General features: G+C 35.6%; 17 protein-coding genes and 4 pseudogenes. 11 read left to right on the top strand and 10 right to left on the bottom strand.

The features are described 5' to 3' along the window. Nucleotides 1-152: 152 nt before the first annotated feature. Nucleotides 153-612: pseudogene (locus ACFIMQ_RS06285) on the top strand (integrase arm-type DNA-binding domain-containing protein); the annotation flags it as partial. 663 nt (nt 613-1,275) lie between these two features. After that, nucleotides 1,276-1,672 (top strand): annotated as a pseudogene (locus ACFIMQ_RS06280) (helix-turn-helix domain-containing protein). Between the two features lie 589 nt (nt 1,673-2,261). Here the strand turns inward: ACFIMQ_RS06280 and ACFIMQ_RS06275 are convergent. Next, entirely contained in the window at nt 2,262-2,447 is a 186-nt protein-coding gene (locus tag ACFIMQ_RS06275) for a hypothetical protein (protein WP_375616319.1), read from the bottom strand. Nucleotides 2,448-2,624: 177 nt separating this feature from the next. Continuing rightward, a complete protein-coding gene (locus tag ACFIMQ_RS06270) occupies nt 2,625-3,029 on the bottom strand; it encodes a flagellar protein FlgN (protein WP_375608491.1) in 405 nt (134 codons plus the stop codon). A 1,689-nt stretch (nt 3,030-4,718) separates the two neighbouring features. Here ACFIMQ_RS06270 and ACFIMQ_RS06265 point away from each other — a divergent pair. Further along, nucleotides 4,719-4,955 (top strand): annotated as a pseudogene (locus ACFIMQ_RS06265) (Arm DNA-binding domain-containing protein); the annotation flags it as partial. A 1,067-nt stretch (nt 4,956-6,022) separates the two neighbouring features. Here ACFIMQ_RS06265 and ACFIMQ_RS06260 read toward each other — a convergent pair. The 5 genes from ACFIMQ_RS06260 to parA all read right to left on the bottom strand — a co-directional run bounded on the left by ACFIMQ_RS06260 (nt 6,023) and on the right by parA (nt 9,166). Next, nucleotides 6,023-6,142: a hypothetical protein gene (locus ACFIMQ_RS06260; RefSeq protein WP_375616321.1), complete on the bottom strand. Its 120-nt coding sequence runs from the start codon at nt 6,140-6,142 to the stop codon at nt 6,023-6,025. Nucleotides 6,143-6,267: 125 nt separating this feature from the next. Continuing rightward, a complete protein-coding gene (locus ACFIMQ_RS06255; protein ID WP_375616322.1) occupies nt 6,268-6,537 on the bottom strand; it encodes an EexN family lipoprotein in 270 nt (89 codons plus the stop codon). A 403-nt stretch (nt 6,538-6,940) separates the two neighbouring features. Further along, nucleotides 6,941-7,228, bottom strand: coding sequence for an EexN family lipoprotein (locus ACFIMQ_RS06250; RefSeq protein ID WP_375616323.1), 288 nt, complete (start codon nt 7,226-7,228; stop codon nt 6,941-6,943). A 1,078-nt stretch (nt 7,229-8,306) separates the two neighbouring features. Next, entirely contained in the window at nt 8,307-8,537 is a 231-nt protein-coding gene (locus ACFIMQ_RS06245) for a plasmid partition protein ParG (RefSeq protein WP_375608487.1), read from the bottom strand. Beyond that, nucleotides 8,534-9,166, bottom strand: a complete 633-nt coding sequence (gene parA / locus ACFIMQ_RS06240) for a ParA family partition ATPase (RefSeq protein ID WP_375609237.1) — start codon at nt 9,164-9,166, stop codon at nt 8,534-8,536. The genes ACFIMQ_RS06245 and parA overlap by 4 nt, the downstream gene beginning before the upstream one ends. Nucleotides 9,167-10,155: 989 nt before the next feature. On the opposite strand from parA, the gene ACFIMQ_RS06235 reads away from it, so the two are divergent. From ACFIMQ_RS06235 to ACFIMQ_RS06225, 3 genes and pseudogenes are all read left to right on the top strand, one after another. After that, nucleotides 10,156-10,485 carry a TIGR01244 family sulfur transferase gene (locus ACFIMQ_RS06235; RefSeq protein WP_375703618.1) on the top strand — a complete coding sequence of 110 codons (330 nt, stop codon included), beginning with the start codon at nt 10,156-10,158 and terminating at the stop codon, nt 10,483-10,485. Nucleotides 10,486-10,658: 173 nt separating this feature from the next. Further along, nucleotides 10,659-10,901 (top strand): annotated as a pseudogene (locus tag ACFIMQ_RS06230) (D-alanyl-D-alanine carboxypeptidase); the annotation flags it as partial. Nucleotides 10,902-12,391: 1,490 nt separating this feature from the next. Continuing rightward, nucleotides 12,392-13,423 (top strand): aspartate-semialdehyde dehydrogenase, encoded by a 1,032-nt coding sequence (locus ACFIMQ_RS06225; protein ID WP_375703617.1) that lies wholly within the window; start codon nt 12,392-12,394, stop codon nt 13,421-13,423. Nucleotides 13,424-13,756: 333 nt separating this feature from the next. Here ACFIMQ_RS06225 and ACFIMQ_RS06220 read toward each other — a convergent pair whose 3' ends face one another. Further along, nucleotides 13,757-14,395 carry an SH3 domain-containing protein gene (locus tag ACFIMQ_RS06220; protein ID WP_375703616.1) on the bottom strand — a complete coding sequence of 213 codons (639 nt, stop codon included), beginning with the start codon at nt 14,393-14,395 and terminating at the stop codon, nt 13,757-13,759. Nucleotides 14,396-14,899: 504 nt separating this feature from the next. Here ACFIMQ_RS06220 and ACFIMQ_RS06215 point away from each other — a divergent pair. Genes ACFIMQ_RS06215 through ACFIMQ_RS06205 form a run of 3 tightly spaced genes read left to right on the top strand, consistent with a single transcriptional unit; the run spans nt 14,900 to nt 17,453 of the window. Beyond that, nucleotides 14,900-15,718 (top strand): MetQ/NlpA family ABC transporter substrate-binding protein, encoded by an 819-nt coding sequence (locus tag ACFIMQ_RS06215; RefSeq protein WP_375703615.1) that lies wholly within the window; start codon nt 14,900-14,902, stop codon nt 15,716-15,718. 48 nt (nt 15,719-15,766) lie between these two features. Next, the gene (locus ACFIMQ_RS06210; protein WP_375616331.1) at nt 15,767-16,801 is read left to right on the top strand and encodes a methionine ABC transporter ATP-binding protein; all 1,035 of its coding nucleotides are present in this window, start codon (nt 15,767-15,769) and stop codon (nt 16,799-16,801) included. After that, on the top strand, nt 16,794-17,453 hold the full coding sequence (locus tag ACFIMQ_RS06205) for a methionine ABC transporter permease (protein WP_375616332.1): 660 nt from the start codon (nt 16,794-16,796) through the stop codon (nt 17,451-17,453). The genes ACFIMQ_RS06210 and ACFIMQ_RS06205 overlap by 8 nt, the downstream gene beginning before the upstream one ends. 786 nt (nt 17,454-18,239) lie before the next feature. Here ACFIMQ_RS06205 and ACFIMQ_RS06200 read toward each other — a convergent pair. Continuing rightward, complete coding sequence (locus ACFIMQ_RS06200) at nt 18,240-18,719, bottom strand: MaoC family dehydratase (RefSeq protein WP_375612287.1); 480 nt, start codon at nt 18,717-18,719, stop codon at nt 18,240-18,242. Between the two features lie 163 nt (nt 18,720-18,882). Between ACFIMQ_RS06200 and ACFIMQ_RS06195 the strand changes: the two genes are divergently transcribed. Further along, on the top strand, nt 18,883-20,217 hold the full coding sequence (locus tag ACFIMQ_RS06195; RefSeq protein ID WP_375703614.1) for an NAD(P)H-dependent oxidoreductase: 1,335 nt from the start codon (nt 18,883-18,885) through the stop codon (nt 20,215-20,217). A gap of 1,286 nt (nt 20,218-21,503) precedes the next feature. On the opposite strand, the gene ACFIMQ_RS06190 is transcribed toward ACFIMQ_RS06195, so the two are convergent. Further along, on the bottom strand, nt 21,504-21,854 hold the full coding sequence (locus tag ACFIMQ_RS06190; RefSeq protein WP_375703613.1) for a hypothetical protein: 351 nt from the start codon (nt 21,852-21,854) through the stop codon (nt 21,504-21,506). A gap of 1,873 nt (nt 21,855-23,727) precedes the next feature. Here ACFIMQ_RS06190 and ACFIMQ_RS06185 point away from each other — a divergent pair. Next, a complete protein-coding gene (locus tag ACFIMQ_RS06185; protein ID WP_375703612.1) occupies nt 23,728-23,952 on the top strand; it encodes a hypothetical protein in 225 nt (74 codons plus the stop codon). Nucleotides 23,953-24,146: the final 194 nt, after the last annotated feature.

The raw sequence follows: 24,146 nt of genomic DNA, 5'->3' as shown, positions 1-24,146 counted from the left end.
ATGCTTTTTTGCATATTGAATAAAAAACCGAATACCATAGCATTTTCTCACTTCTAACCTGTTTCATGTTTTAACAACAAAAACCATTCGCTTGCACATCACAAGCAGAAGCGTTGGTGTATAGATAAAAACTATTTAAGAAAGGCGTAAAAATGCCTCTTATGAACCGTCTTAAGTGTCAAGATCTGTCGCAACATTGGGAGCTGGCAAAGTGTGTGATGGTGCTTGCTTCTTCATAAGCGTAAAGATGGAGGGGCTCAATGAATCTATCGTTATACCCTTCATGAGCGCCGTCGTGAAATGGGCTTGGGTGCTCTTTGAGAGATGTTTCTTTAAAACAAGCCCGTGAATGTGCAACTGGGGTGGAGCTCTATTCTTCGCGAAGATCGTGATCCCATTAAGACACGTGAAAAACAAAAACATGAGGCAATAAGTAATCTCCATTATTTAAAAGATATTGCCTTGGATACTTGTGAAAGTCGTAAAGCTAAATTAAAAAATGATGGCAAAGAGGAAATCTGTTTTACACCTTTACGCCTTCATATTCTCCCTAAATTAGGTTGTCTGCCGGTTTTAGAGATTACACAAACAGAGATACGTAATACACTTTCATAGACATAAAAATAGCAGCTTTTTACCACTCATAAAGGCTTTATACACTTCACGAAGCGCCTTTACCTATTTCACAAAACACCATTGTAAAATAAGACCTAGTATTGAGAAAGATTTCTTTAAAGCAAGCACGTGAATTGGTAACAAAATCTATTCTGTTTTGAATGAGGCGTGTTCCCTCATGAAAGTTCTCCCTCTATCATTATGATATCTCCACTGCATCAAAAGGATAAAACAAGTCATTTTGGTTATGGATTAAGAACAGTACCGTAAGGATGCCTTAAGCTTAACAAGTAAGTTTTTTCCTTTGTAAAAAGCAAATCTGAAAACATAAGTTTAGTGAGTGAGTCTTAAAAATTTAAAAGTTAAACAGTCTCTCATTAAAAAAATCTATCCGTTCCAAAAAAAACTATTTTTATTACCAATCTCCTAAAATTACTCTATGAGTTAAAAAATGTCTTGGTCGCATACACAACGACCAATAGGAATTAAAAGCCTGAAACCCAAACATGAATTTACTCTGCTTTGCAGGTATCTCGGAATTCTGGGAGATTTTTCTATGTCTAGGTGCTTTTCAGCACTAAAAGCAAAATGCTGATTTAGGTTCAGTACTTTTAACTCCCGGAATACTCATGCGAGGGCGCTCGCAACCGGTGGGGGAAAATACAAGCCAATAATCTTAATATTGATCTTTTTGTAGGTAAAAAGATTCGCTTTAGGCGAAAAATGTTGGGAATGTCTCAAAAAATATTAGGACACCGTTTAGGTATCACTTTCCAACAAATCCAGAAAAAAGGCTTAAATTGTGTGAACGCAGGACGTTTAAAAGAAATTTCCGATATTTTGAATGTTCCACTTGTCTTTTTTTTACACTGATATCATCAAAAAAGAAAATACACCGTACCATCATGAAAAAATCACAGCGAACAGAGAGGAGTTTTTGCTTTTAAAAAGTTTTAGAATTCTTACATCGGTCAAACAAAAAGCCATTTTAAAATTTATTTCTGATCAAAATGAAAATGTTTTAAATGATCTCAAGTACTATATTTTCTGTTCATAAGTATTTATGAGAATATCTATTCATCATAAGCCAATAGTGCTCTTGTTTTTCTTTAACCTCCTCTTCAGATCTATAAACAATCTATCTTCTCCTCTAGCGGGTTACAACTGCAACAACATACTAATTTATATAGATAATTTAGCGTTATTCATATTGAATTAGAACCCCGAATAACGTAAGATTCTCTCATTTCAAATCTATTCCATGTTGAATTAATTAAAATCACTTTCTTGCACGTCATAAGTGGGGTTGGCGTATGGATAAAAATGTATAAGAAAGGACTAAAAATGCCTCTTATGAACCGTCTCAAGTGCCAAGGGCTGTCGCAATATTGGAAGCTGAAAATAGTGTGATGGTTCCGGCTTACGACCACTAATATAAATGTGTCTCCTAAATACACTCAATTTGTGATTTATGTAATAGATAATCAATTGATTTATAATGATAAATAATACTTTTTTCAACTTTTACGCAGATTCCAGCAACTCAATGCTTCATACACCACACCTTAAAGAACAGTGCTCTATGAGGTTTATAGGTAATATTCTCATGGCATACTCTAAAAAGACTTAATGTGTAAAACCTGACATTACCACATATCAAAGGAAGCTATTTCATAAGACATCATGGGATGTCCTAAATATTCTCTTGACTTCCTCCCCGAACTAAAAAATGAAGTCCCTATCAGCTCAATCTGTAAACAACGCTCTGTAAACAATCCACCTTCTCTTAAACGGCTTTCACTTGGCTTCCCATAGCGTGCAGTTGATATCATCACACCTCAAAGGAGGTTATTTTCAAGACATTCTTTTTGGCACAACAAAACAATAATAATTTAAATACCTCAACGCGTTTAAAACATGGACACTCAACAAACACACTCTTTATTCAAACCAGTGCTCTATTTCATCATTGTCACCACTTAGAACAGCCGATATTGATCAATTTTGGATTATTCCTCTGTTTCTTTTACACGTCCAGATATTTGCATGGCTCGCGAAAGATCATTGACTGCATCTAAATGCGTTTGAAGCAATTTACTATTACGCTGTAATTTTTCTTGTAAATCAGACAGCAAACTTTCAACCTCATTCTCAATATCTTGATTCATATAGCGTTTCACATCACTCATAGATTTATTAAGATCACGCAAACCACGTATTTTACATAAATTGATTTCTTCGTAATCTGGAACACCACTGCTCTCTAGCATATTGCTTTCATAATCAACCACTTGTGCTAACCCTTTAACAGCAGCAACAAATTTTGTCATCGCCCAATCACGATCAATAAGATTATTATCAAGAACTTTTGCTTTTGCTGCAAAACTATCATCACCATATTGCACTACAGACATTTTTATTTCCCCTTCAACACTATTGTTCAATCTTACTTTTAAATGAGGGAGATTAAACAGCTTCTCTTCAATACTGATACACTCCATTGAGCCTGTGGTGCGAACATTCCTCAGACAACCGCACAACAAATCCTCAAAAGCGTATACACTTCAACTTTCAACGCATTTTCCGAAATATTTCTTCTTTGCTCCAAAACCATTATTGCTGCTATACTTATTCACTAAAATGCTCTAAACTTAAACTTCCACGCAGCAATACCGAAATTTCCACATCTGCTCTATCTCTTTATTTGCTCTCTCTATTTCGCTTTGCCTATTTTACCACCCCCAAGCCTTCAACAGAAAACAACAATACTCTGCCTATCTCCTTGGCTATAAAAACTATCTGCCAACAAAACCTTGCCGCATATAAAAACTTAAGCCCATTAAAAATTTCAGCATTTTACCGATAGCAGCTTTTTACCCTCCATAACCTTATAGCTTCCTCTGCACCTAAACCTGCATACCCTCTGGCACCCCATAAGATGGCACCCTACAAGATTAGTGCACCTATTCAAAAAGACACATCTCCCCACCATGCTCTTTCTGCATACATGCAGTCTCTTGCACCAAACACAAAAAGAATGCTCTTTTAAACAGATCCGCCATATAGTAACATTAAAAAAGACACCTTAAATAGCTAAACAGCTATCAATCTCCCTTTTTCAATTATCATTCGCTTTTCTTTGCAACGAATTACTATATAAGATTTTTTAAACCTTTTCAAGAGTTTCTTAAGCATTCAGTTCGATACGCCTTCAACCCCATAACGCCTAACACTCTCCCACATTGATATTTTCAGAATTTCACATCATCTTTCTATAGATTATCTCACTCCATAACGTACAGTCCGCTCTTAATATTGCTGCTTTACATACGCTGCGGATATAAAAGCATAAAAATAATCGTTTTATAATCAAGGTACAATTTCTGCTACCAACTTTCTCTCATTTTCAACCTTCTCAATGAGGCTTTTTCTTTCATATAAATCAATATATTGATTTATATGGATAATTCATTATCTTGTATGCTCAATAAAAATCTTAAAGATCGTAGAATTATCGCATTTCAAATCTATTCCATGCTGAATAAATTAAAATTACTCACTTGTACATCACAAATAGAACCTGACGTGTCGATAAAATATACTGCAAACAAATGTCTCTTATACCCCCTCTCAAAAACCAAGAGTTCTTGTAAATATTGGGGGAAAGTGTATAATGATGCGGCCTTGCTCCTTTATTAAATGTAAAGATGGTAGCACTCTAGAGATTTTATATTATTCAAACTTATATTATTTATGGAAGCATTACCATTATACTAATTCACAAGTACCATTGCAAAATGGACTTACCGTGAGAGATCTTTCTTTAAAAAACGCACATAAATATGCAACGCAAATATATTCCTACATTCCATTCGGAACGTCTTTTCTTCGCGCAGAAGCTCCCTCATTAGAGTTGCATTAACCAATCCTGTTAGGATAATAGTTTGATTTATAATAACATGGTGTTATTCAACTTGAATGAGAACCCCAAATACGTAGAATTCTCTCATTTCAAATCTCTCTCTGTTAAATCAATCAAAATAATGCGCTTACACATTACAAACGGGATGAATGTGTGGATAAAAACTATTAAGAAAGAACGAATGGCTCTTATGAACCATCTCAAGTACCAAGGGCTGTCGCAACAACCACGAGCTGGAAAAAATGTTTGTTATGGTGTCGGCTTGCTTCTTCATAAACGTAAAGATGGAGGTGTTCAATGGATTTATCGTTATACTCTTCACGGAAACTGCCGCGAAATGAGCTTGGGGGCTTTGAGAGATGTTTCTTTAAAACAAGCCGGTAAATGTGCAACCCAATGGTGTTCTGTTTTGCGGGAAGAGCATGTTTGACTTCCTCCTCCACTTCGCATGACAGTATTTTATAGCGTAACAGGATAAAAAGAATTTTCTGCAACATAAAACCTACGAAATCAATCAATATTTACTTTAAAGCTTTCCTTTTTATGCCTCACAGTACCCCAACTCCTCAAGCCTTTATAAAACAGTAAAGATTTTAAATTTGCCGAATAGGGTATATCAGCATATATTATAGACTGTGATATTTTGTTATTCAGAATAATTGATATTACAAAGAACAGAAAAGAAGTTCTTATGGCTGATCTCATAAAAAGCGCTATGCTTTATTCAACGTTGATCGTTAGCATTAATGCTTTTGTTGTTTTAATTCTCATAATAGAGATGTATTAAACATACTCTCTTGGCTTTTCGATAAAATTCCCAGAGAGACACCTCAAAATTAAAGACAAAGAAGAATTTAACCATTAAATCAATCATGCGCCAGCTCAAGCTGTCGCGTCTAACGATTCTTGTGTTCTCCTTGTTTTTTATATGCATTTTTTACAATCAGACTTAACATTTTTATTTTTCCTTGAATCATTATGATCTTTTTTCGAATACCCTTACCCTCTTCCCTGTTCTCTTGAAAAGCATAATAAGAACACACTAAACTCCAAACTTTTTTGGCGTTTCATGAAAGCATACGTGGCATACACCTGTACGCATACTTTAAATATAAGCCTCTTTTCACTCGTAAACATTGTGAAGCTTTTGTGTTAATATTAGCACAACACTCTTTAAAGAAGTGGTATGATAAAAACCTGCTCTTCTTGCACCCTAAGTTTCTATATCGAAGGGGTATTGGTTGTTTCTACAAGCCAATTTGCTAAACGAGAATAAAAACTATAGAAACATATCCCAAGTTCAGCCTGTTGCATAGATCATAATATGCTGCTCCATAGAGAAAACCTCCTTAAAGAAAAGGAGGTTTTCCATTTACTGAAATAAACATCTTTTATATTTAAGACAAAATTCTCTCTCTTGAAAGGAGCAAGAACAATATTGTCACAATTACTTCTGGTTGTACCTTCACACCTATCCTTTTTTCCTCAGATTTTCAAAGTCTGAGCACAATTTTTAACCTCCAAAAGAAGTTGTTTACCCGCTCTGTCTAGATTCTCACAATTTTGCGATTTCTGCATAGATAACTGACCTAAGAAACACTTCATTTCCCATTTATAGCGTAATTTTTTATCTTTCTTAAACTCTTCTACACTATAGATTTTTCTTTATAACCAGAAACTCCAAGCCCCATGCAAAGCAGCAATACTGTTATAATGACTTTATTCATGATTTAATTTTCTTCCTTTTTCTCTTCAGTTTTTTGCTCATCATCATGTACAAAGCTTGCCCCAGGCCAATCTCGTGCATGAACTTCACGATACGCTTTGTCTGCGTTTTTACAATTTTGAGAATCTAAACTTCCTGACATCATACATTTCATTGCCCATTCTTCGAGTAATTTTGGATCTTTTTTAAAGTCTGCTACACTGTAAGTTTTTTCACAACCAGCAGTGACAAGCCCCACGCAAAGCAATAGTGCTGTTATAATGATCTTGTTCATAAATAAATTCCCCTTTTTTCTTTCAGTTTTGTAAGGTTTGAGCACAATTGCCCCATTAAAGTTACATATTTTGCCAATTGTGTATTTTATTACCCCCTCTCTTCATGCCTCAAATGACGAAGTCTCCTACCACCTATCCGATCTGTAAACAATCCGAATTCTTTGAGAACAGATTCTTTTTAGCTTCTCATTTCATGTGATTGATTTACATAAAACTCGACAAGCCTAAAAATATTGACCCTAAAAAAGCACCTCATATGTCAAGGAAGCTTATATCACCGCCATAAATTGTTTTTGACATAACGGAATAATTTTTTAAAGTTTCCTACACTGTAAATTTCCTGCAACCAACAGTGATAATTTCAGTGCAAAGAAAATGTTGTCATCAATATTTTTTATGATTTTAATTGTTGTCTTGTTGTTTTTCAGTTTTATCCTTCTTTGTGCTATTTTCACGAAGTTTTTTTGCAAGATTTCTATAATGCTCTTGAAAAAGAGCCGTATCGGCTTGTATAACATTTTGACAATTTTTAGTTTCTAAAGCGGATGGTCCCATTTTCTCGCATTTCTTTCCCCATTTTTCCATTAGTGTTTTATCTTTCTTAAAGTCTGCTACACTGTAGTTTTTTTCACAACCAGTAGTGACAAACCCCAGGCAAAGCAATAGTGCTGTTATAATGATCTTATTCATGGTTTTACTCCTCTCTTGTTTTATACTTTATTAATGATATCATTGGAGCCACACACCTCCCTATATCGTAATTTTGCGTATAATTTTCCTTTGACAAATACGCATATTTTCAACGCAAATATATTGAATCGTAAAAGCCGCTTGCATTTATTAGACTTGCACTTGTAACATTATCAGCACGGCGGTTCTTTGTATTTGAAGTGTTAACACTTCAGCAGAAATCTTGATTTTTTGAGACTCTCAAAAAGCTTTTTTAATCACTTCTTTTTCTTCAAAAACCACTTTGTAATGAGAAGTAGCACGAATATCCTATTTAAAATTCGTAATGCCTATATTCATTGCAAATTTCCTGCAATTGAAACAATATATTTTTTAATGAACGGATAGCGCTCTTATTATTTCTCAAACCACCGAGAAAGCAAACTCCTATGCGCTTTTTAAATGCCAATAGAAATATTAAAAAAGTAATCTTATATATTCTGATAGAAGAAAAAAATGCCTATATTCTTGCCTACCATTACAGTGGTATTAACTATTTCAGATTATAAATGTAAGAAATACTTTCTATAATATATTCAATGACTTCTTTTGTTTATTAGGAATAACGTATAGCGCACCAATATCAGTAAATTTTATTTATTTCCCCCCCCCTTATAAATATAAGTATAATTTAATAAAATAAAGAATTCACGTAGCAGAAAAAAATAATCAACGCTACTCTTAATTCCATTATTGTTGCCTATATTAAGTAAAATAAACAAAAAATAACTTCACATTTAAAATCACTATCAAGACAATTTCTACGAAAAAATAAACTTATCTATCCAGCTGCAATACAGATAACAAGAGCTATTATGATGATCTCATCTTATAAGAAAAAATTTAAAACGGAAAATTTTCATAAGCTCATAGCTATCGAACTGGATGATATAAAACCTGATGAAAAACACCTTAAATGAAGCACCCCTCGTGAAAAAAGAGGAGTTTTTATTATTCTTAACTTCGTGTAAAAACGAAAGATATTATCTTTAGAAAAAAGTCTTCAAACCGACCCAAACTTATTATCATATATCATTTTTTACACTTTTCCGTATTTTCGCGAAAGTAATTCGCGTACCTCATCGGCTATTTTGGTTCCACGACTTGCACAACTTACTTTAATTAACCGATGCAAATTTTCTGGTATATCAATCGTGAGGCGCTTCATACCTCCACTCATGTTCTTTTTGTGGTTTTCCACCCATGCATCAGCCGTTAAAGGAATTGATTTATTGGTTGGCTTGGTGCCAATTTTAATTTTTTTATTCATTGTGCTAACTCCTTGATTTCCGCTGCAACAGCTTCAATCTCTGCAGCTGCAGGGCCTTGCTTATCAACCTCATAAACAGCCTTCCCCTGTGCTGCAGCTTCTGCAAAAATCACGCGCTGCGCAACGCTAGAAGAAAGAACATGCACGGGTTGGTATATGCCAAGAGCTTCGTTCACATCACGCCCTATCGCTGTATTGACTATTTTACGATTAATAACAAAAGCAGATTTAAGATTCTCTTTATAAACGCGTGCTTCATCAATCAGCTTTACAATTCCATCAGCTGCCCAAATATCATAAGGACTAGGCAAAACAGGTATAAGCACCAAATCCGAAGCCATAAGAGCACTACGAACAAGGTCAGTCACACGCGGAGGACCATCGATAATAATATGATCATAACTATGACCAATCTGTGTAATCTCTTTGTGAACCGTTGCACGCGGTAAACCAATAACTGAAAACAAAGGAGCATCTTCACGCGCAGCAGCCCAATCCAATGCACTTCCTTGCGGATCAACATCAATAAGCAATACCCGTGCACCAGTACGTGCAAAACTAGCCGCAAGGTTCACACTCAACGTCGTTTTTCCGACACCTCCCTTTTGATTCAAAAGTCCAATGATCATTCATTATGCCTTTTAGAATTGCCGTTTTTACGATTATACAGAAAACAACAAAAGAAGCAAGCTTTCAGCACCTACAAAACAACCACTTCTCTCATTTTTAGGATAAAAATAACAGCCCTCAATTTTATCTTTATAATATTCTTTTAACTTTTAGCATTGGGCAAAAACATTATGAAGATAATATTCTTGAGGATAAGAAAAAATTTAAACAATAGACACGCTCTTCTTTTCCACCCTAAAACAAAGATTTTTTAATCCATGTCGATCTGTAAACAATGCTCTGTCAATAATTCAGCTTCTTATTTTGCGCCTGCCATTTGAGCTTCTTCCTTCATGTGATCCACTTAATACAACTCTATAAACAAGCTCCACTCTGAATATACAACAAACTATAAGGAGAATTCATTGTTTTACACATTGAATGAGAGAGCCGAAATCAGGAAGATTCCCTCATTTCATGCCTCTTATATGAATCACTTGCTTGCACATCACAAGCAGAACTAGCATATGAGCAAAAAACACTGAAAAGAAAGAACTAAAAATGCTTCTTATACAGAATCTCCAGTACCAAGAACTATTACAATATTGGGGGCTAGCAAAGTGTATGACAGTGTCGGCTTGTACCTTTTCTTGAACTAAAGAAGGAGTACACAATGAATTCTATACTCTTTGACGCTTGACAGAGTAAAATGGGCTTAAGAAAAATAAGGATACCTTTAGCAAACGTGTAAACAAGCAATACAATGAAATGTCTATGTTTAGTAAACACTATAGATTATCCATAAAGACCAAACAGCGATCTTTCATAAGGTCGCATAACGAACATGTTGCGGAATGAGATATTTTGCACCTTACAGCTCATTTTTCCCAAAGAGATCTTCTCGACAAAAAGAATATTTTTGTTAAGATGCCATTGAAAAACTTACCTTCATCATGTTTTTATATACCAGAGAGTATCGTGAAGATCGTGCAATTGGGGATAAACAAAAATGAATTTACAACAAATTGAACCTGATATTTTTATCAGCGCCCAAATTAGCATAGAAAATATCAAAACATTGGCACAAGCTGGTTTTAAAACAATTATCTGTAACCGCCCCGATCACGAGGACCCTCATCAACCTGATTTTTTGAGCATTAAAACGGTCGCAAATGAATATGGCATAAAAGCCTATCACATTCCCATTTCTCCTCCAACTATAGAAAAGTCAGCTGTTGAAACCATGCAAACAATTTTAAAAACAGCCTCTCTCCCTCTTCTTGCCTATTGTCATCACGGAGCACGCTCGCTGCATCTTTATCGTTTAGCGCGTCTTTAAACAGAGGTTTTGCACACTTCCTCCTCGTTCTAAAAGATGAAGATTCTTAAATTCACACTGATTTTTTAAAAAATAATCTGTAAATAATCTTTGTCTAGTGTCTTTCCCTTGGCTTGTCACTTCACGTGATTCACTTCATAAAATTCTACAAACAAGCTTTGCTCTTCAATATACAACAAACATGCACACCCGAAGCCATAAAAATGCATGCAAATTCATATGATGATCAAGGAAATATTAATTTTTACTTCACCTTTCATCACAGCTTTACCTTCTTTTTCTCTTCCTTTACCAATATACCTCATTCGTACGCCACAGACACCTAAAACTACAATACAAACTACTAAGAAAAATTGACATTGCGTATCAAAGGCGTGCAAAGCATTCTATAAAAAACCGTAAGCCATAATCTATAGTTAATTACAACATATTGATTGATAATAATAATCAATTATTTTGCACGGTGAATAAGAAACCCTAATACTGTAGAATTTTCTCATTTCAAATCTGTTTATCTTGAATCAAACAAAAGCATGACTCTTACATGTCAAAAGAGGAAAGAGCCCATGTGAATAAAAACGCGTTAAAAAAGAATCCCAATTAATGAATGCTCTCAAATAACCAAGAGCTGTAAAACATTGAAGGCTCGTCGATATATCGGATGATACCGGATTGCTCTTCTATTAAGCATAAAGATGATAACGCTCAACGGAGCTTACTTTATACCATTCACGGGTGGCATCTCATGGGTTTGGGAGCCAGATGTTTCTTTAAAACAAGCACGTAAATCAGCAACACAAGTATATTTCATTTAGAGTGATCTAGAGAGATCTGCCCGCTATTGAAGAATGTAAGAAAAAAGCGTACAGCAATGCTTAATTTCTATTATTTGAAAGATATGATTTAAAAGACATGATCATGGACGCTTTTGAAAGTCGTATAACTGAATTGGGTGATAGAGAAGAGTTTGGTTTTTTTATATTCTTCTAAGATAAAGCAGTATTTCGGTTTTGAAGAGTACACAAACAGATAAATATTCTGATTCACGATATGGCATACAAAAGATGATACAGCTTGTCGTTTTTATTCATCTAGGAGTATTTTAAACATGTTGCTCGTGAATGGTATAACGATAAAGTCCCCATGAAATAATAAAAAATCTATTGAGCACCACCATCTTTACGCTCGTAAAGAAGCACACCGGCATCATCACACACTTTGCTAGCTCCCAATGTTGCGACACAAACCCTTAAGCACTTGAGACGGGTTATGAGAAGCATTTTTTCTCCTTTCTTATACAGTTTTTACCCACACGCCAACTCTGCTTGTGATGTGCAAACAAGTGATTTTGATTATTTCAACATAGGACAAATTCCAAATAAAAGAATTTGATGATAGTAGAGACTCTTATCCAATATAAATATCGTTAGATTATCATTATAAATCAATATGTTATTTCTAAGTAGAAGCCGATAAAATCTGGCTGTTTACAGACCGGAGAGAAATCTTCGTCTTTAAAAGCGTAGAGAGGAGGTCAAATAACTGACCACTTAACAGATAAAGTATAAAAGACTCCACCAACGCAATACCTAATACCCTCCTAAAAAAAACTCAAAAGAGTGAAGAGAAACAATTGACAGAAGATAAAAAATTCACTTAATTAAAGTGCTCTTTAAAGAGCATGACGACTTAGCGTAAAATATTCAATTTTTTCAATTCTGAAAGATTAAAAAGACAATATCATTTGAAATAAAACAATTTATTGTGCTGACAGTTATAATTTGTATGCACGAAATTAGGATTATTGAAAGTCAAAAATATAATTTAACGATGTTCCTTGACCAACTCACTCTCTCCTGAGTATAGCACGGGGAATAAACGTGGAGAGACATGAGGAGTATAGAAAATGAGTTTTAAAGTTGCAATTGTTGGCGCAACCGGCAATGTTGGTCGTGAAATGCTTACAATTTTGGAAGAGCGTGGTTTTCCCGCGCATGAAATTGTCCCTCTAGCATCACGACGCTCATTAGGACAAGAGGTTTCTTATGGAGATAAAACTTTAAAAGTAAAAGCACTGGATACTTACGATTTTTCTGATACAGATTTTTGTCTTATGTCCGCGGGAGGAAGTATTTCTAAAGAATATGCTCCTAAAATCGCTGCAGCTGGCTGTGTTGTTATCGACAATTCTTCCACGTGGCGCTATGATGCCAATGTTCCGTTGATCGTCCCTGAAGTCAATGGCGAAGCTATAAATGCCTTTTCTAAGCGTAATATTATAGCAAATCCTAATTGTTCAACAATTCAACTGGTCTTAGCTTTAAAACCTCTCCATGATGCTGCAATCATTAAACGTGTTGTTGTCTCTACATATCAATCGGTTTCTGGAGCTGGTAAAGAAGGGATGGACGAACTTTTCGAACAATCACGCGCAGTTTTTGTTGCAGATCCCATTACATCAAAAAAATTCACCAAGCGCATTGCATTTAATGTCATTCCTCATATCGATGTTTTCATGGAAGATGGTTATACAAAAGAAGAATGGAAAATGACCGTGGAAACAAAGAAAATTCTCGATCCGAAAATTAAATTAACAGCCACTGCTGTTCGGGTCCCTGTCTTTATCGGTCATGCCGAAGCTGTTCATGTTGAATTTGAAAAACCTCTAAGTGCATCTGAAGCACAAGCGCTCTTCCGCGATGCACCCGGCTGTCAGCTTATCGATAAACACGAAGATGGTGGCTATACCACCCCTTATGAATGTACGGGAGAAGATGATACCTTTATTAGCCGTGTTCGTGAAGATATCACCATTGAAAATGGTTTGGCTTTCTGGGTTGTTGCCGATAATTTAAGAAAAGGAGCAGCATTGAATGCCGTTCAAATTGCTGAATTACTTATTTCTCGTAATTTGATAAAGCCTAAGTCGATAAATTAATCATCTCCCTGTCCGACAGGACAAGGAACCTTATACAAAGCCGGTCTGTTAAAAAGTCCGGCTTTTTTAACAGCTTCCCTCTAACACCATCTTAAAAGGTTATTATTTCAAAGCATTGGCAAATTCCACTCTGAATATTCTCAGCTCTCTCTGCCTTAAAGAATGAAGCTCTTTCCCTGCACCGGTCTGAACACAATCGCACTTTTTAAGGAGCTTGCACTAATATCCACCTTAATGCCGCTTCACGAAATAGCAAGAGCAGCAGCGTAAAGCATTTTTTGCTTCATGCTGCTGATCCTTTTTGTCATTCCGGTTGTAAAATTAACTTTACCATTACCGAGTAGGATAGGTCACGACACGGTAACGCGTTTCATTGCGTTCAAAGTTTTTGTAATTGACATCATCCGGAAAGGAGGGATTATAAGCATTCACGCGCTTTACAGAAACGCCTTGCGCTTTTGGCGACGGATTTAAAATTGTCCGTTCATCTCTTTTTTTAACCCCAGTGGAATCGATAACCATATCTGTTCTATAGAATTTTTGCATGTTTTGGCGTGTTTTTTGAATCGCCGGAAGAGCTTTAAAGTCGGAAACAGCCTGTTTTACTCTTTCTTTTGGCGATTTTTCCATGGATTTTGATTTTGCTGGCATCTTTTTAAAAGCAATGGTAGGAACATTGTTAACATTGACGTAACGTGCAGATGCCCAACCAATTTTTCCATGATAACCAAGAGAACACCAAGTTTTATTGGATAGGCAGCCATAAATTTGCACTTTTGCTCCCATTGGAACCATTGCGATAACTTTATAAGCTGTCGCAGGGCCTGTGCGTAAAGATACCTGACCTGATGCAACACGAGCAACTGTTCCTGTAATGGTTCCAGCTTGTGCGTGAAAAGCAGTCACAGCCACCCCTGACGCTCCCAAAGCCCATAAAATCATTGTTGTTGATAAAAATTTCTTTCTTAACATTATTTTTCTTCCTCTCTAAAACATGTGAAGGACAAATTTTCGCCTTTGCAAAAATTTGCCGCGTTTAAATCCAATGATCAGCAACCTTTATTCCCCCTAAAGACCCCACAACATTGCAACAAAATCTCTCTTGATCGCCTACACGAACACGGCCTTTTGATCTTGATTGCGCAGTATGTTCTTCATGAATTTACGGCTAAAGCATCATCTGATTGTCCGGTTCTTCAACCAATTGTCCCTTAAAGAAGTTTTTTAAGTGTCATTGGTTCCCTCAACAAATGATTGCAATAAAAGAATTAATTATTTGAATTTCAGAGAATTTCTATGAACAAAAGATGATCAGCCCCCAAAACAACTAAAATAGAAGGAAAAATAATACTCTTTTAAAAATAAAAGTGATTGAATATTCTCTAAAGCTTGTATAACTTTAAATCTGCCTAAAAAAATACAGAGTATATTGAAACTTCCCTCAAAAAATTTCTCGAAAAAGAAAGTTAAAAGCATATGACATTAAAATTTTTTTCTCGTAGTCGGATTATAGGATTATTCCTCTCTCTCTTTGCACTTTTTTTGTCTACTGCTTTTTCCATGGCCGCAGACAAAACAAAAATCAAACTTGGTATTATGGAAGGGCGGGATGCGATTATCTGGAAAATCGCTGCGGAACAGGCTAAAAAAGCCGGTTTAGATATTGAACTCGTTTATTTTTCTGATTACGCTTTGCCTAACGACGCTGTTAACGCAGGAGAGATCGATGCAAATGCTTTTCAGCACGCCCCTTATCTTAATGAACAAATGAAACAACGTGGCTATAAACTTTCAATTGTCGGCTATACATTTATTGCTCCAATTGGTGTTTATTCACACAAAATAAAAGACTTAAAAGATCTCCGTGATGGTGCACATGTCGGTATTCCGAACGACCCATCTAATGGTGGAAGAGCCTTACTTCTTCTCAATTCTTTAGGTCTCATTAAGTTAAAAGATCCTCATAATATTCTTGCATCTCCACTTGATATTATCGAAAATCCTAAAAACCTGCAAATTCGTGAGCTCGATGCCGGTATGTTAGGGCGTGCAATCGACGATTTTGACCTTGCAATTATAAACACAAATTGGGCTATTGTTTCCGGATTAAGCTTCGAAAACGATGTGGTCGCATGGGAGAGCGCAAAAAATAATCCTTATGATAATGTCATCGTTGTACGCACGAGCGAAAAAGATGAACCATGGGTTAAAAAATTAGTTGCTGCCTACAATAACGATCTTATCCGTGCAAAAATCAAAGAGATTTTTGGCAAAACTGCCCAAACATCTTGGTAATGGTGCCAAATATCTTGGTAATTGTGCCAAATATCCCGGTAATTGTGAATGGAAAAACCTATTCTTATCTCCTTAAAAAACATCAGCCGTTGTTTTAACAAAACGGCTGGTGTTCCGGTAATTAATAATCTCTCTTTAAATATCCATGCTGGTGAAATCCTTGGCATTATTGGGCGCAGTGGAGCAGGAAAATCAACACTTATTCGCTGTTTAAATGGGTTAGAGAAGATTGATGCAGGGTCCATTTTTTTTGAAGGTGTTGATATTTCTAATCTATCAGAGATAGAATGGGCGCCTTACCGTCAACGAATTGGGATGATTTTTCAACATTTCAATCTTCTCTCATCGCAGAATATTCTTGATAACATTGCATTGCCGCTTAAATTAAGTGGTGTAAGTAAAAAACAACGCCACAAACGTGCCCTTGAACTGATTGAATTGGTTGGGTTATCTGGGAAAGAATATTGCTATCCAGCACAATTGTCCGGGGGACAAAAACAACGCGTTGGCATTGCACGCGCTCTTGCTGCTAATCCTAAAATATTATTATCAGATGAAGCCACTTCTGCTCTTGACCCTGAAACAACACAATCTATTCTAGAGCTCCTTGCTGATATTAACAAACACCTCAATCTCACGATTGTGCTCATCACCCATGAAATGGAAGTTGTGCGCACCATAGCGCATCGCGTTGTTGTTCTTAATCAGGGGAACATTGTAGAAGAAGGACGTGTGAAAGACATCTTTACATCACCGCAAGACGATACAACCATAGCCATGCTCAAGCTTGTCACCCCGCAACTTCCTGAAAAATTTGCTAAAAATCTCAAACCAACCGGGCAAGAAGCTGTCATTGAAATTAATATTGCCGGTGAAATTGCCCAGCAACCTTTTCTTCATCTTCTAGAAAATGAGAGTGGTTTAAAAGCACGTATTTTGCATGGTGGCATTGATACAGTTCAGGATGAAACCATCGGGCGACTCTTCTTGGCTCTTCCTGGAGAAGATAAAGAAGCTTTAGAAAAAGCTGTTCAATGGTTAACAAAAAAAGGACGATATTGTGAGGTCTTAGGCTATGTTTAATGTTCTGTCTCATGAACTTCCCCAAGCTGTTATTGATACAATATTGATGACACTTAGTGCTTCTTTTATGGCATTTATTATAGGACTTCCCCTTGGTCTTCTTCTTCACACAACAGCACGCGGGGGGATTTTTTCCTCATCTCTCATCAATCGCCCTTTAAGCATGATCATTGACAGTATTCGTGCCATTCCCTTTATTATTCTTGCATTTTATCTTCTTCCCGTTACGCGTATCGTTGTAGGAAGAGGGATAGGAATGCCTGCTGTAATTTTTATACTGACCATTTCAGCTATCCCTTTTTATGCACGCATGGCGGAACTCTCTTTTAAAACCGTTGAAAACGGTCTTATTGAAGCGATCCGCTCGATGGGTGCAAGCCGTCTTCAAATTATCAGACATGTTCTTATTCCTGAAGCTCTCCCTAGCCTGATTACAGGTTTTACAGTCATGGTCATTTCTCTTATAGGAGCCACTTCACTTGCTGGATATCTTGGTGGAGGCGGTTTAGGGGATATGGCAATCCGCTATGGCTACCAACGCTACAATACCTTCATCATGACCATCGTCATCATCCTTTTAATCGTGCTCAATATTACAACCCAATGGACTTCTGATAAAATCGTACAAAAACTTGATAAAACAAAACATTAAAAGACTTAGAATTTTACCTGCCAATACCATCATCCTCTTTGCCACTTTCCAAGTGCAGCAACCCTTGCCTATCGAAAACGCTCATAAGAGATTAGGAACTTTTTTCTTAAACAGTTTTTATCTCTCCCCATCCGTTCGTAACATGAAAGAAAATAGTTTTAATGGCTTTAATATAAAAGGGGATAAAATAAGAGATCTCACAGTATGTGAGACTCTCTTTAAATTAAGACATTGGTCACGACCTTTCCCAACCTTAGATAACACATTGAATTTATAATAATAATATGGCGTTATTCATATTGAATGAGAACTCTGAATACCGTAAGATCCTCTCATTCCCAGTTTGTTCCATATAGAATCAACCAAAACCTCTCGCTTACACGTTACAAGCGGGAAGAGCCGTGTGAGTAAAACTATACAAGAAAGAAAGGCATGCCTCTTATGAATTATCTCAAGCGCCAAGACCTGTCTTAACATTGGCGGCTAGCATATAATATGATGGTGCCAGCTTTCTTCTTCACAAGCATAAAGATAGGGGTGCTCAATGGCTTTATCGTTATACTATTCACAGGCGCCATTGCGAAATGGGTGTGACGAGCGTTGAGAGATGTTGCTTTAAAATAAGTCCGTGAATTGGCAACGCAAGTATATTCCATTTGAAGTGTTCTGTTTTACGTGATGAGTATGATCCCATTAAAGAACGCTATAAACAAAAGCATGAAGCAATGCACTATCTTCATTAGGAAACTCCTAATAGAATTGTATAAAATAAAGCACTCAAATAATCTAGATATTGGAAGGTTTCTCTTCCACAACAGCAACAATAAGCCATTGAGCGGTAAGAGCTGGTTTTTTTAACTTTTCAATTTCCACCGTAACCCCATAATGGAAAACCACTCGACCAGAAGGGCGAATTTCTGCGTCGTCTAACACAAAACGCGCACGTATCCGTACCCCTGTTTTCACAGGACTCATGAAGCGTACTTTATCGAAACCATAATTAATCCCCATTGTGCTCCCTTCTAACTCTGGAAGAGCTTCATAAGCGAGCGTAGACAAAAGCGATAATGTTAAAAAACCATGAGCAATCGTGCCGCCAAAAGGTGTCTTTTTAGCCTTTTCCTCATCAACGTGTATCCATTGATGATCATCTGTAGCACATGCAAACTGATTAATCATATCCTGTGTAACAAGACGCCACTCCGATAATCCCACTTCTTTCCCAATAAAACTGGTGACATCTTGTACTGTTATTTTTTGCTGCATAACGCTATTCCTATTTTATTTGATAAAAGAAACCACCCCTCTTGCTTTTATAAAATCCATTGATTAGAGCATCAAGAATAAAAGATTAATTGTCTTAAAAACAAATGCACCTTATGAATGAGAAAAGTTCTTTAGCAGAATAGTTTTCAAATAGGAAAAAAGAATGGCAAGCAATGTGAACCTAACAGGTTTAGCGCATGATTTGAAACAACGTGCAGAAAACTATCCCCCCATCCGTATTGGACTGATTGGTTGTGGTGAAATGGGCACAGATTTATTATCAAGTATTGCGCATATGGATGGTATAACAGTCGCCGCAGTCGCCACGAGAACACCGTCACGTATTTTTGATGCCGCTACACTAGCCTATGGCGAAGATGGACATGTCTGTGAAGTTGAAAATACTTATGCTCTCACCCAAAGCATTGAAAAGGGTTTGATTGCAGCAACAGATGATATTAACCTTGTTTTGCGCCATGAACAAATTGATATTATCGTTGATGCAACAGGCTATCCCGAAGCAGGAGCAGAGATTGGTATCAAAGCGCTTGAGAATAACAAACATCTTGTCATGATGAATGTTGAAGCAGATGTTACAATTGGCGCTTATCTCAAACATGAAGCAGAAAAACGAGGGCTCATTTATACACTTGGTGCCGGCGATGAACCTACTTCTTGTATGGAACTCATAGAATTTGTTTCAGCCCTTGGACATAAGATTGTTGCAGCGGGTAAAGGAAAAAATAATCCTCTGCGCTTTGATGCTACACCTGACGCTTACGAAGAAGAAGCATTCCGGCGTAATATGAATGTGCGCATGTTGGTCGAATTTATTGATGGTTCCAAAACGATGGTTGAAATGGCAGCCATTGCCAATGCCACCGGCCTTCTCCCCGATTGTCCAGGAATGCATGGACCACAAGCAGCGCTACAAGATTTAAACAAAGTGCTTATTCCAAAACAAGATGGGGGCATTTTACAACAATATGGTGTTGTAGATTATTCAATAGGTCAAGGTGTTTCACCAGGTGTCTTTGTCATTGCCGAAATAGCACACCCACGTTTACGCGAACGTATGGAAGATTTAAAAATTGGCCAGGGACCTTACTTCACCTTTCATCGCCCCTATCATTTAACAGCAATGGAAGTTCCCCTCACCTGCGCACGTATTATGCTTTATGGCAAAAAAGATATGGTCCCTCTTAGCCACCCCGTAGTAGAGGTCTGTGCTGTTGCTAAAAAAGATTTACACCCAGGCGATCAATTAGACTTTATCGGTCTTTATAGTTATCGTGCTTGGATAATGAACATTGCAGAAGCACGCGCTCACCAAGCTATTCCTTGTGGCCTTTTAGAAAAAGCAACAGTAACCGCTGAAATTAAAAAAAATGAACTCATTACAGTGCATAATACTGCTATTCGTGAAGATCAGTGGATTGCGCGTCTTCGTGCCAAACAAGACCTTTTGCTTGATTTCCCTTCTCACACTAAGGCATAAGTATCCTTTATCCTAACAACGAATCTATTGATTTATAAATAATAATTTCCCTCTCTTCTTTTAAAGTAACGCGTAAAAAATCAACACATTACAGGGTCATAATATTTCTATTCGCAAAAGATCAATGGATTGCGCGTCTTCGTGCCAAACAAGACCTTTTGCTTGATTGTCCTCTCTTTCTTCTCATATATCACTTCTCTTTTTTTAAACAAGGTATTGATTTATATAGATAATATAAGTGTTATTCAGATTGAACTCCCTCCCGAATATCGCAAGATTTTCTCATTCCAAACCTATTTATCTTGAATCAATCAAAATCATTTGCTTACATGTCACAAGCGGGAATGACGTATGGATAAAAATGTATAAGAAAGAACTAAAAATGCCTCTTATGAACCGTCTCAAGTGCCAAAGTCTGTCGCAACACCTACGAACTGGCAAAATGTGTGATGATGCCTGCTTAGGAACAGGACGTTTCAAACAGAATACACGTGCGGTGCAAATTCAGGTGTCTGTTTTAAAAAGATACTTCCCAACGTACATATCACCACCTCCATCTCACACCAGTGCCCATCAAGGCTATACCATAAACCACCCCATAAGAGGATGTAAGATTCATTATGTATCAACCATCTTGACTTCATAAGGATACAAACTGGCATCATCATTTTATCTGCCAGTTCTCGATTTACGACAGTCCTTAGCATTTGAGATAATTCCTGAGAGAAATTTTATTCTGTATCTTAAATAATTTTTATCCAAAAACTAACGCAACTTGTTATATGCAAGAAATGCTTTTGGTGGATTCAACATAAACAGATTTGAAATGAGAAAATCTTACAATATTTAAATCTCTCAATTCAACGTGAGAAATGATAAATGGATAATTTATCATTTCTCCACTGAATATTAGAACATCCAATACAGAGATATTTTTTGTTTTATCCTTTTTATTTTGTAATATAAAAAGGCTTTTAAAAAAGGATAAAATATATCTTTTATGTATAGTCTTCATATAAAAGCAGATAAACAATATAAAAGGACTGATAAAGAAGGTAAGAGTTCTAACCTTATTACGAGGAAATAATTATAAACTATCAAAACTAGGTGCTCTCCCTTAAAAAGGAAAAACACCCATAGTAAAAATTTGAAGTTTAATGATGCCAACCAAAGATACAGTTAGTAATTAATAATAGTAATTTTCTATCCAATATATTGTAAATATTTATTTTTTAAAAACAATGAAGTAAACAAAAAACGCATAAACTTTGTCGATAATTTTTCTCCTAGAGTGTACAGAATAATCCAACAAGAGACACAACAGTACCGATTATATCCCCAGTACATAAAGCAGAAAGAAGTAATAGAACACCTATTCCATCCCAAAAGGCTGAAGCTGAAAAGGCAGCAACTTTTTCAGCTTTCCCTAAAGCAACTTCATTTTGTCCTTCAAGGTCATGGATAACAACCCTATCTACCGCTTTAACAACCGCACTTTTTTCTAATGTAGAAACAATTCCTCCCTCTTGAAATTGATTTTTTACAAAACTTGCATTTCCCTCTACGGTTTGTACAAAAAAAAGAATAAATAGTGCAAAAGTAAATGAACATACACGATTTTTAAATATTTTAAACATAGCTTTCTTTGCTCCTCTTTTTCTTCACTGAAAAAGTGAAAAAAATATTCACATAATATAAAACCCTAAAATATATTTAATAATTTGCATAAATACATACAATACAATATGATATATTACGTGTACTTTTTACCATACAAATAACACATTATGTATTACATGTAAAGACATAAAAATAACATAATTTTAAAATGCCTCCTTAAAAAAATTTTTTGAAAATAAAATGACTATAAAATCTAGGAAACACAGTTGAACATAGCTTCACATCACGACAAAACCATCAAAGTAAAATGTATCGCTAATCTCTATTATCATCACCCCAAATTTTGAGGGGATTCTTGATCTCCTCTTTACACCTCAAAGGACGGAAATTCCTACCAGTTACCAGACTATCAACAATCCAGCTTCTCACGGGCGACTTCCACCTGCTGACTACTCATAGAGTCCACTTCATAGGCTCCGTTCGGGCATCCCCTTATCCTAAATACTGATCACCATATCTAAAAACACTTAATATAAAGCTTTTCACGCCTTATATCACCGCGCTAAATAACAGTGTTTTATGGCATAATAAGATAAATATCAAAAATAATTTCTTCCTTTTATAAGATAATTTATCATTGATGATTTTAAATTAAGAGCAACTCAATACAGTAATATTTTTTATTTACATCGCTCTACTTAAAAATAATAAAAAGTTGTCGACTTTCACATTAAAATAAACTCATTTGCAAACTTAAATAGAGCTTTTATAGCTTATTTGAAATGAAAATAATTTAATAAAACAGTATAACATTTAAAAATGTCATTATAACGATAATTATTGCCTCTTATCTTAGTAAAGATAAAAATTGAAATAGTGTTTCGTGGATCTTTTATTATATCGCGCATCAATGATATCGAGAAATAAAATTGCGGGCAAATAAAACTATCGCTCTAAAACAAAATAATACCCATAAATAAGCTTTTAAATAGTATACTACTTTTCGAAAAAATATTTATAATTCGACAAAACAATTCTAACTTGTAAAAGAGCAATCAAGATCTCTATTTTCAAACAAAAAGACATTAATAAAATAATTCTCAACTTTTACTGACCGTTAAAGAAAAAAACATTCCGTAGCATTATGTAGATCTTTTTTACCTCTATCAGATTGATAAAACATTATAAATAACACGAAAACACTAACAAACGACCTGAAACCAAATAAAAAGAATGCCATAACAATTGAGATGATCCCCCAAAATACTGAAAAAACTTCTTGCTTAACTTTCACAAAAGTTTGTTCATCTTTTTCTTCAATATTGTCGATGACAGCCACCTCTCTATTTTGAATAACTATGTTTCCTCTGGATTAATAACAAATACTTTCCTTTGCAATAGACCTTTAGCAATCTTCACATGACTATCTGCAATTTATATGAAACAAAGAGTGAATACTGTAAAAATATATAAATAAAAGTTACTATTGAATAATTTATTTTTATACTTACGATATAATAAAACATCCAATATAAACGTACTTAAAACTTAAATAAAAAATTGATTAAACATTTGAAGGAAAAGAGAGAGAGCAATTCACGAGAAAATTGTTTTTTAAAGGACAAGCTTAAGTAAGCGCATTGAAAAAATAACGCCATGAAAACTGATATTGAATGATAAATTTATCAACCGATCATCTTAAGAGTAAAATACTCATTTATAAGAATAATTCATTGTTTTGCATGTTGCGTGAAAAATTGGACTATTATAAAATTCTCTAAAATGTTAGCGCTGTTTATCTTGAATCAATCAAAACCACTGGCTTGCCTATCACAAACGAGAGTGATATGTGGGTAAAAACACGCAAAGAAAGACATAAAAAAATCACTTATGAAGCGTTTTAAAAAGCAAGTGCTGGTGCAACCATTGAGAATTGGTAAAGTGTGTGGTGGTGTCCCTTTTTTACTTCAAAAGTATACAGATGCTGGCGCACAATGTTGCGACAGACCTTGGCGCTTGAGACGATTCATAAGAGCCCTTTTAGTTCTTTCTTATACAAATCTTATCCATACGGCTCTCCCCGCTTTTGACGTGCAAGAGAATAGTTTTGCTTGATTCAACATGAGAAAGATTTGAAATGAGAGAATCTTACGATATTCGAGTCTCTCATTCAACATGCAAAACAATAAATTATCATTTTAAATCAATATGTTATTAGTGTATTCATGTTTTACATGAGAAGACGTAACTCCACGAATGCCATAAAACAGCTCTTACATTGGAAATGGCGCATAAAAAGACTTTTTATT

The organism is Bartonella sp. AD13SXNS (genome assembly GCF_042196465.1).
Taxonomy (GTDB): domain Bacteria; phylum Pseudomonadota; class Alphaproteobacteria; order Rhizobiales; family Rhizobiaceae; genus Bartonella.
This window is presented reverse-complemented; position numbering and strand designations above follow the sequence as displayed.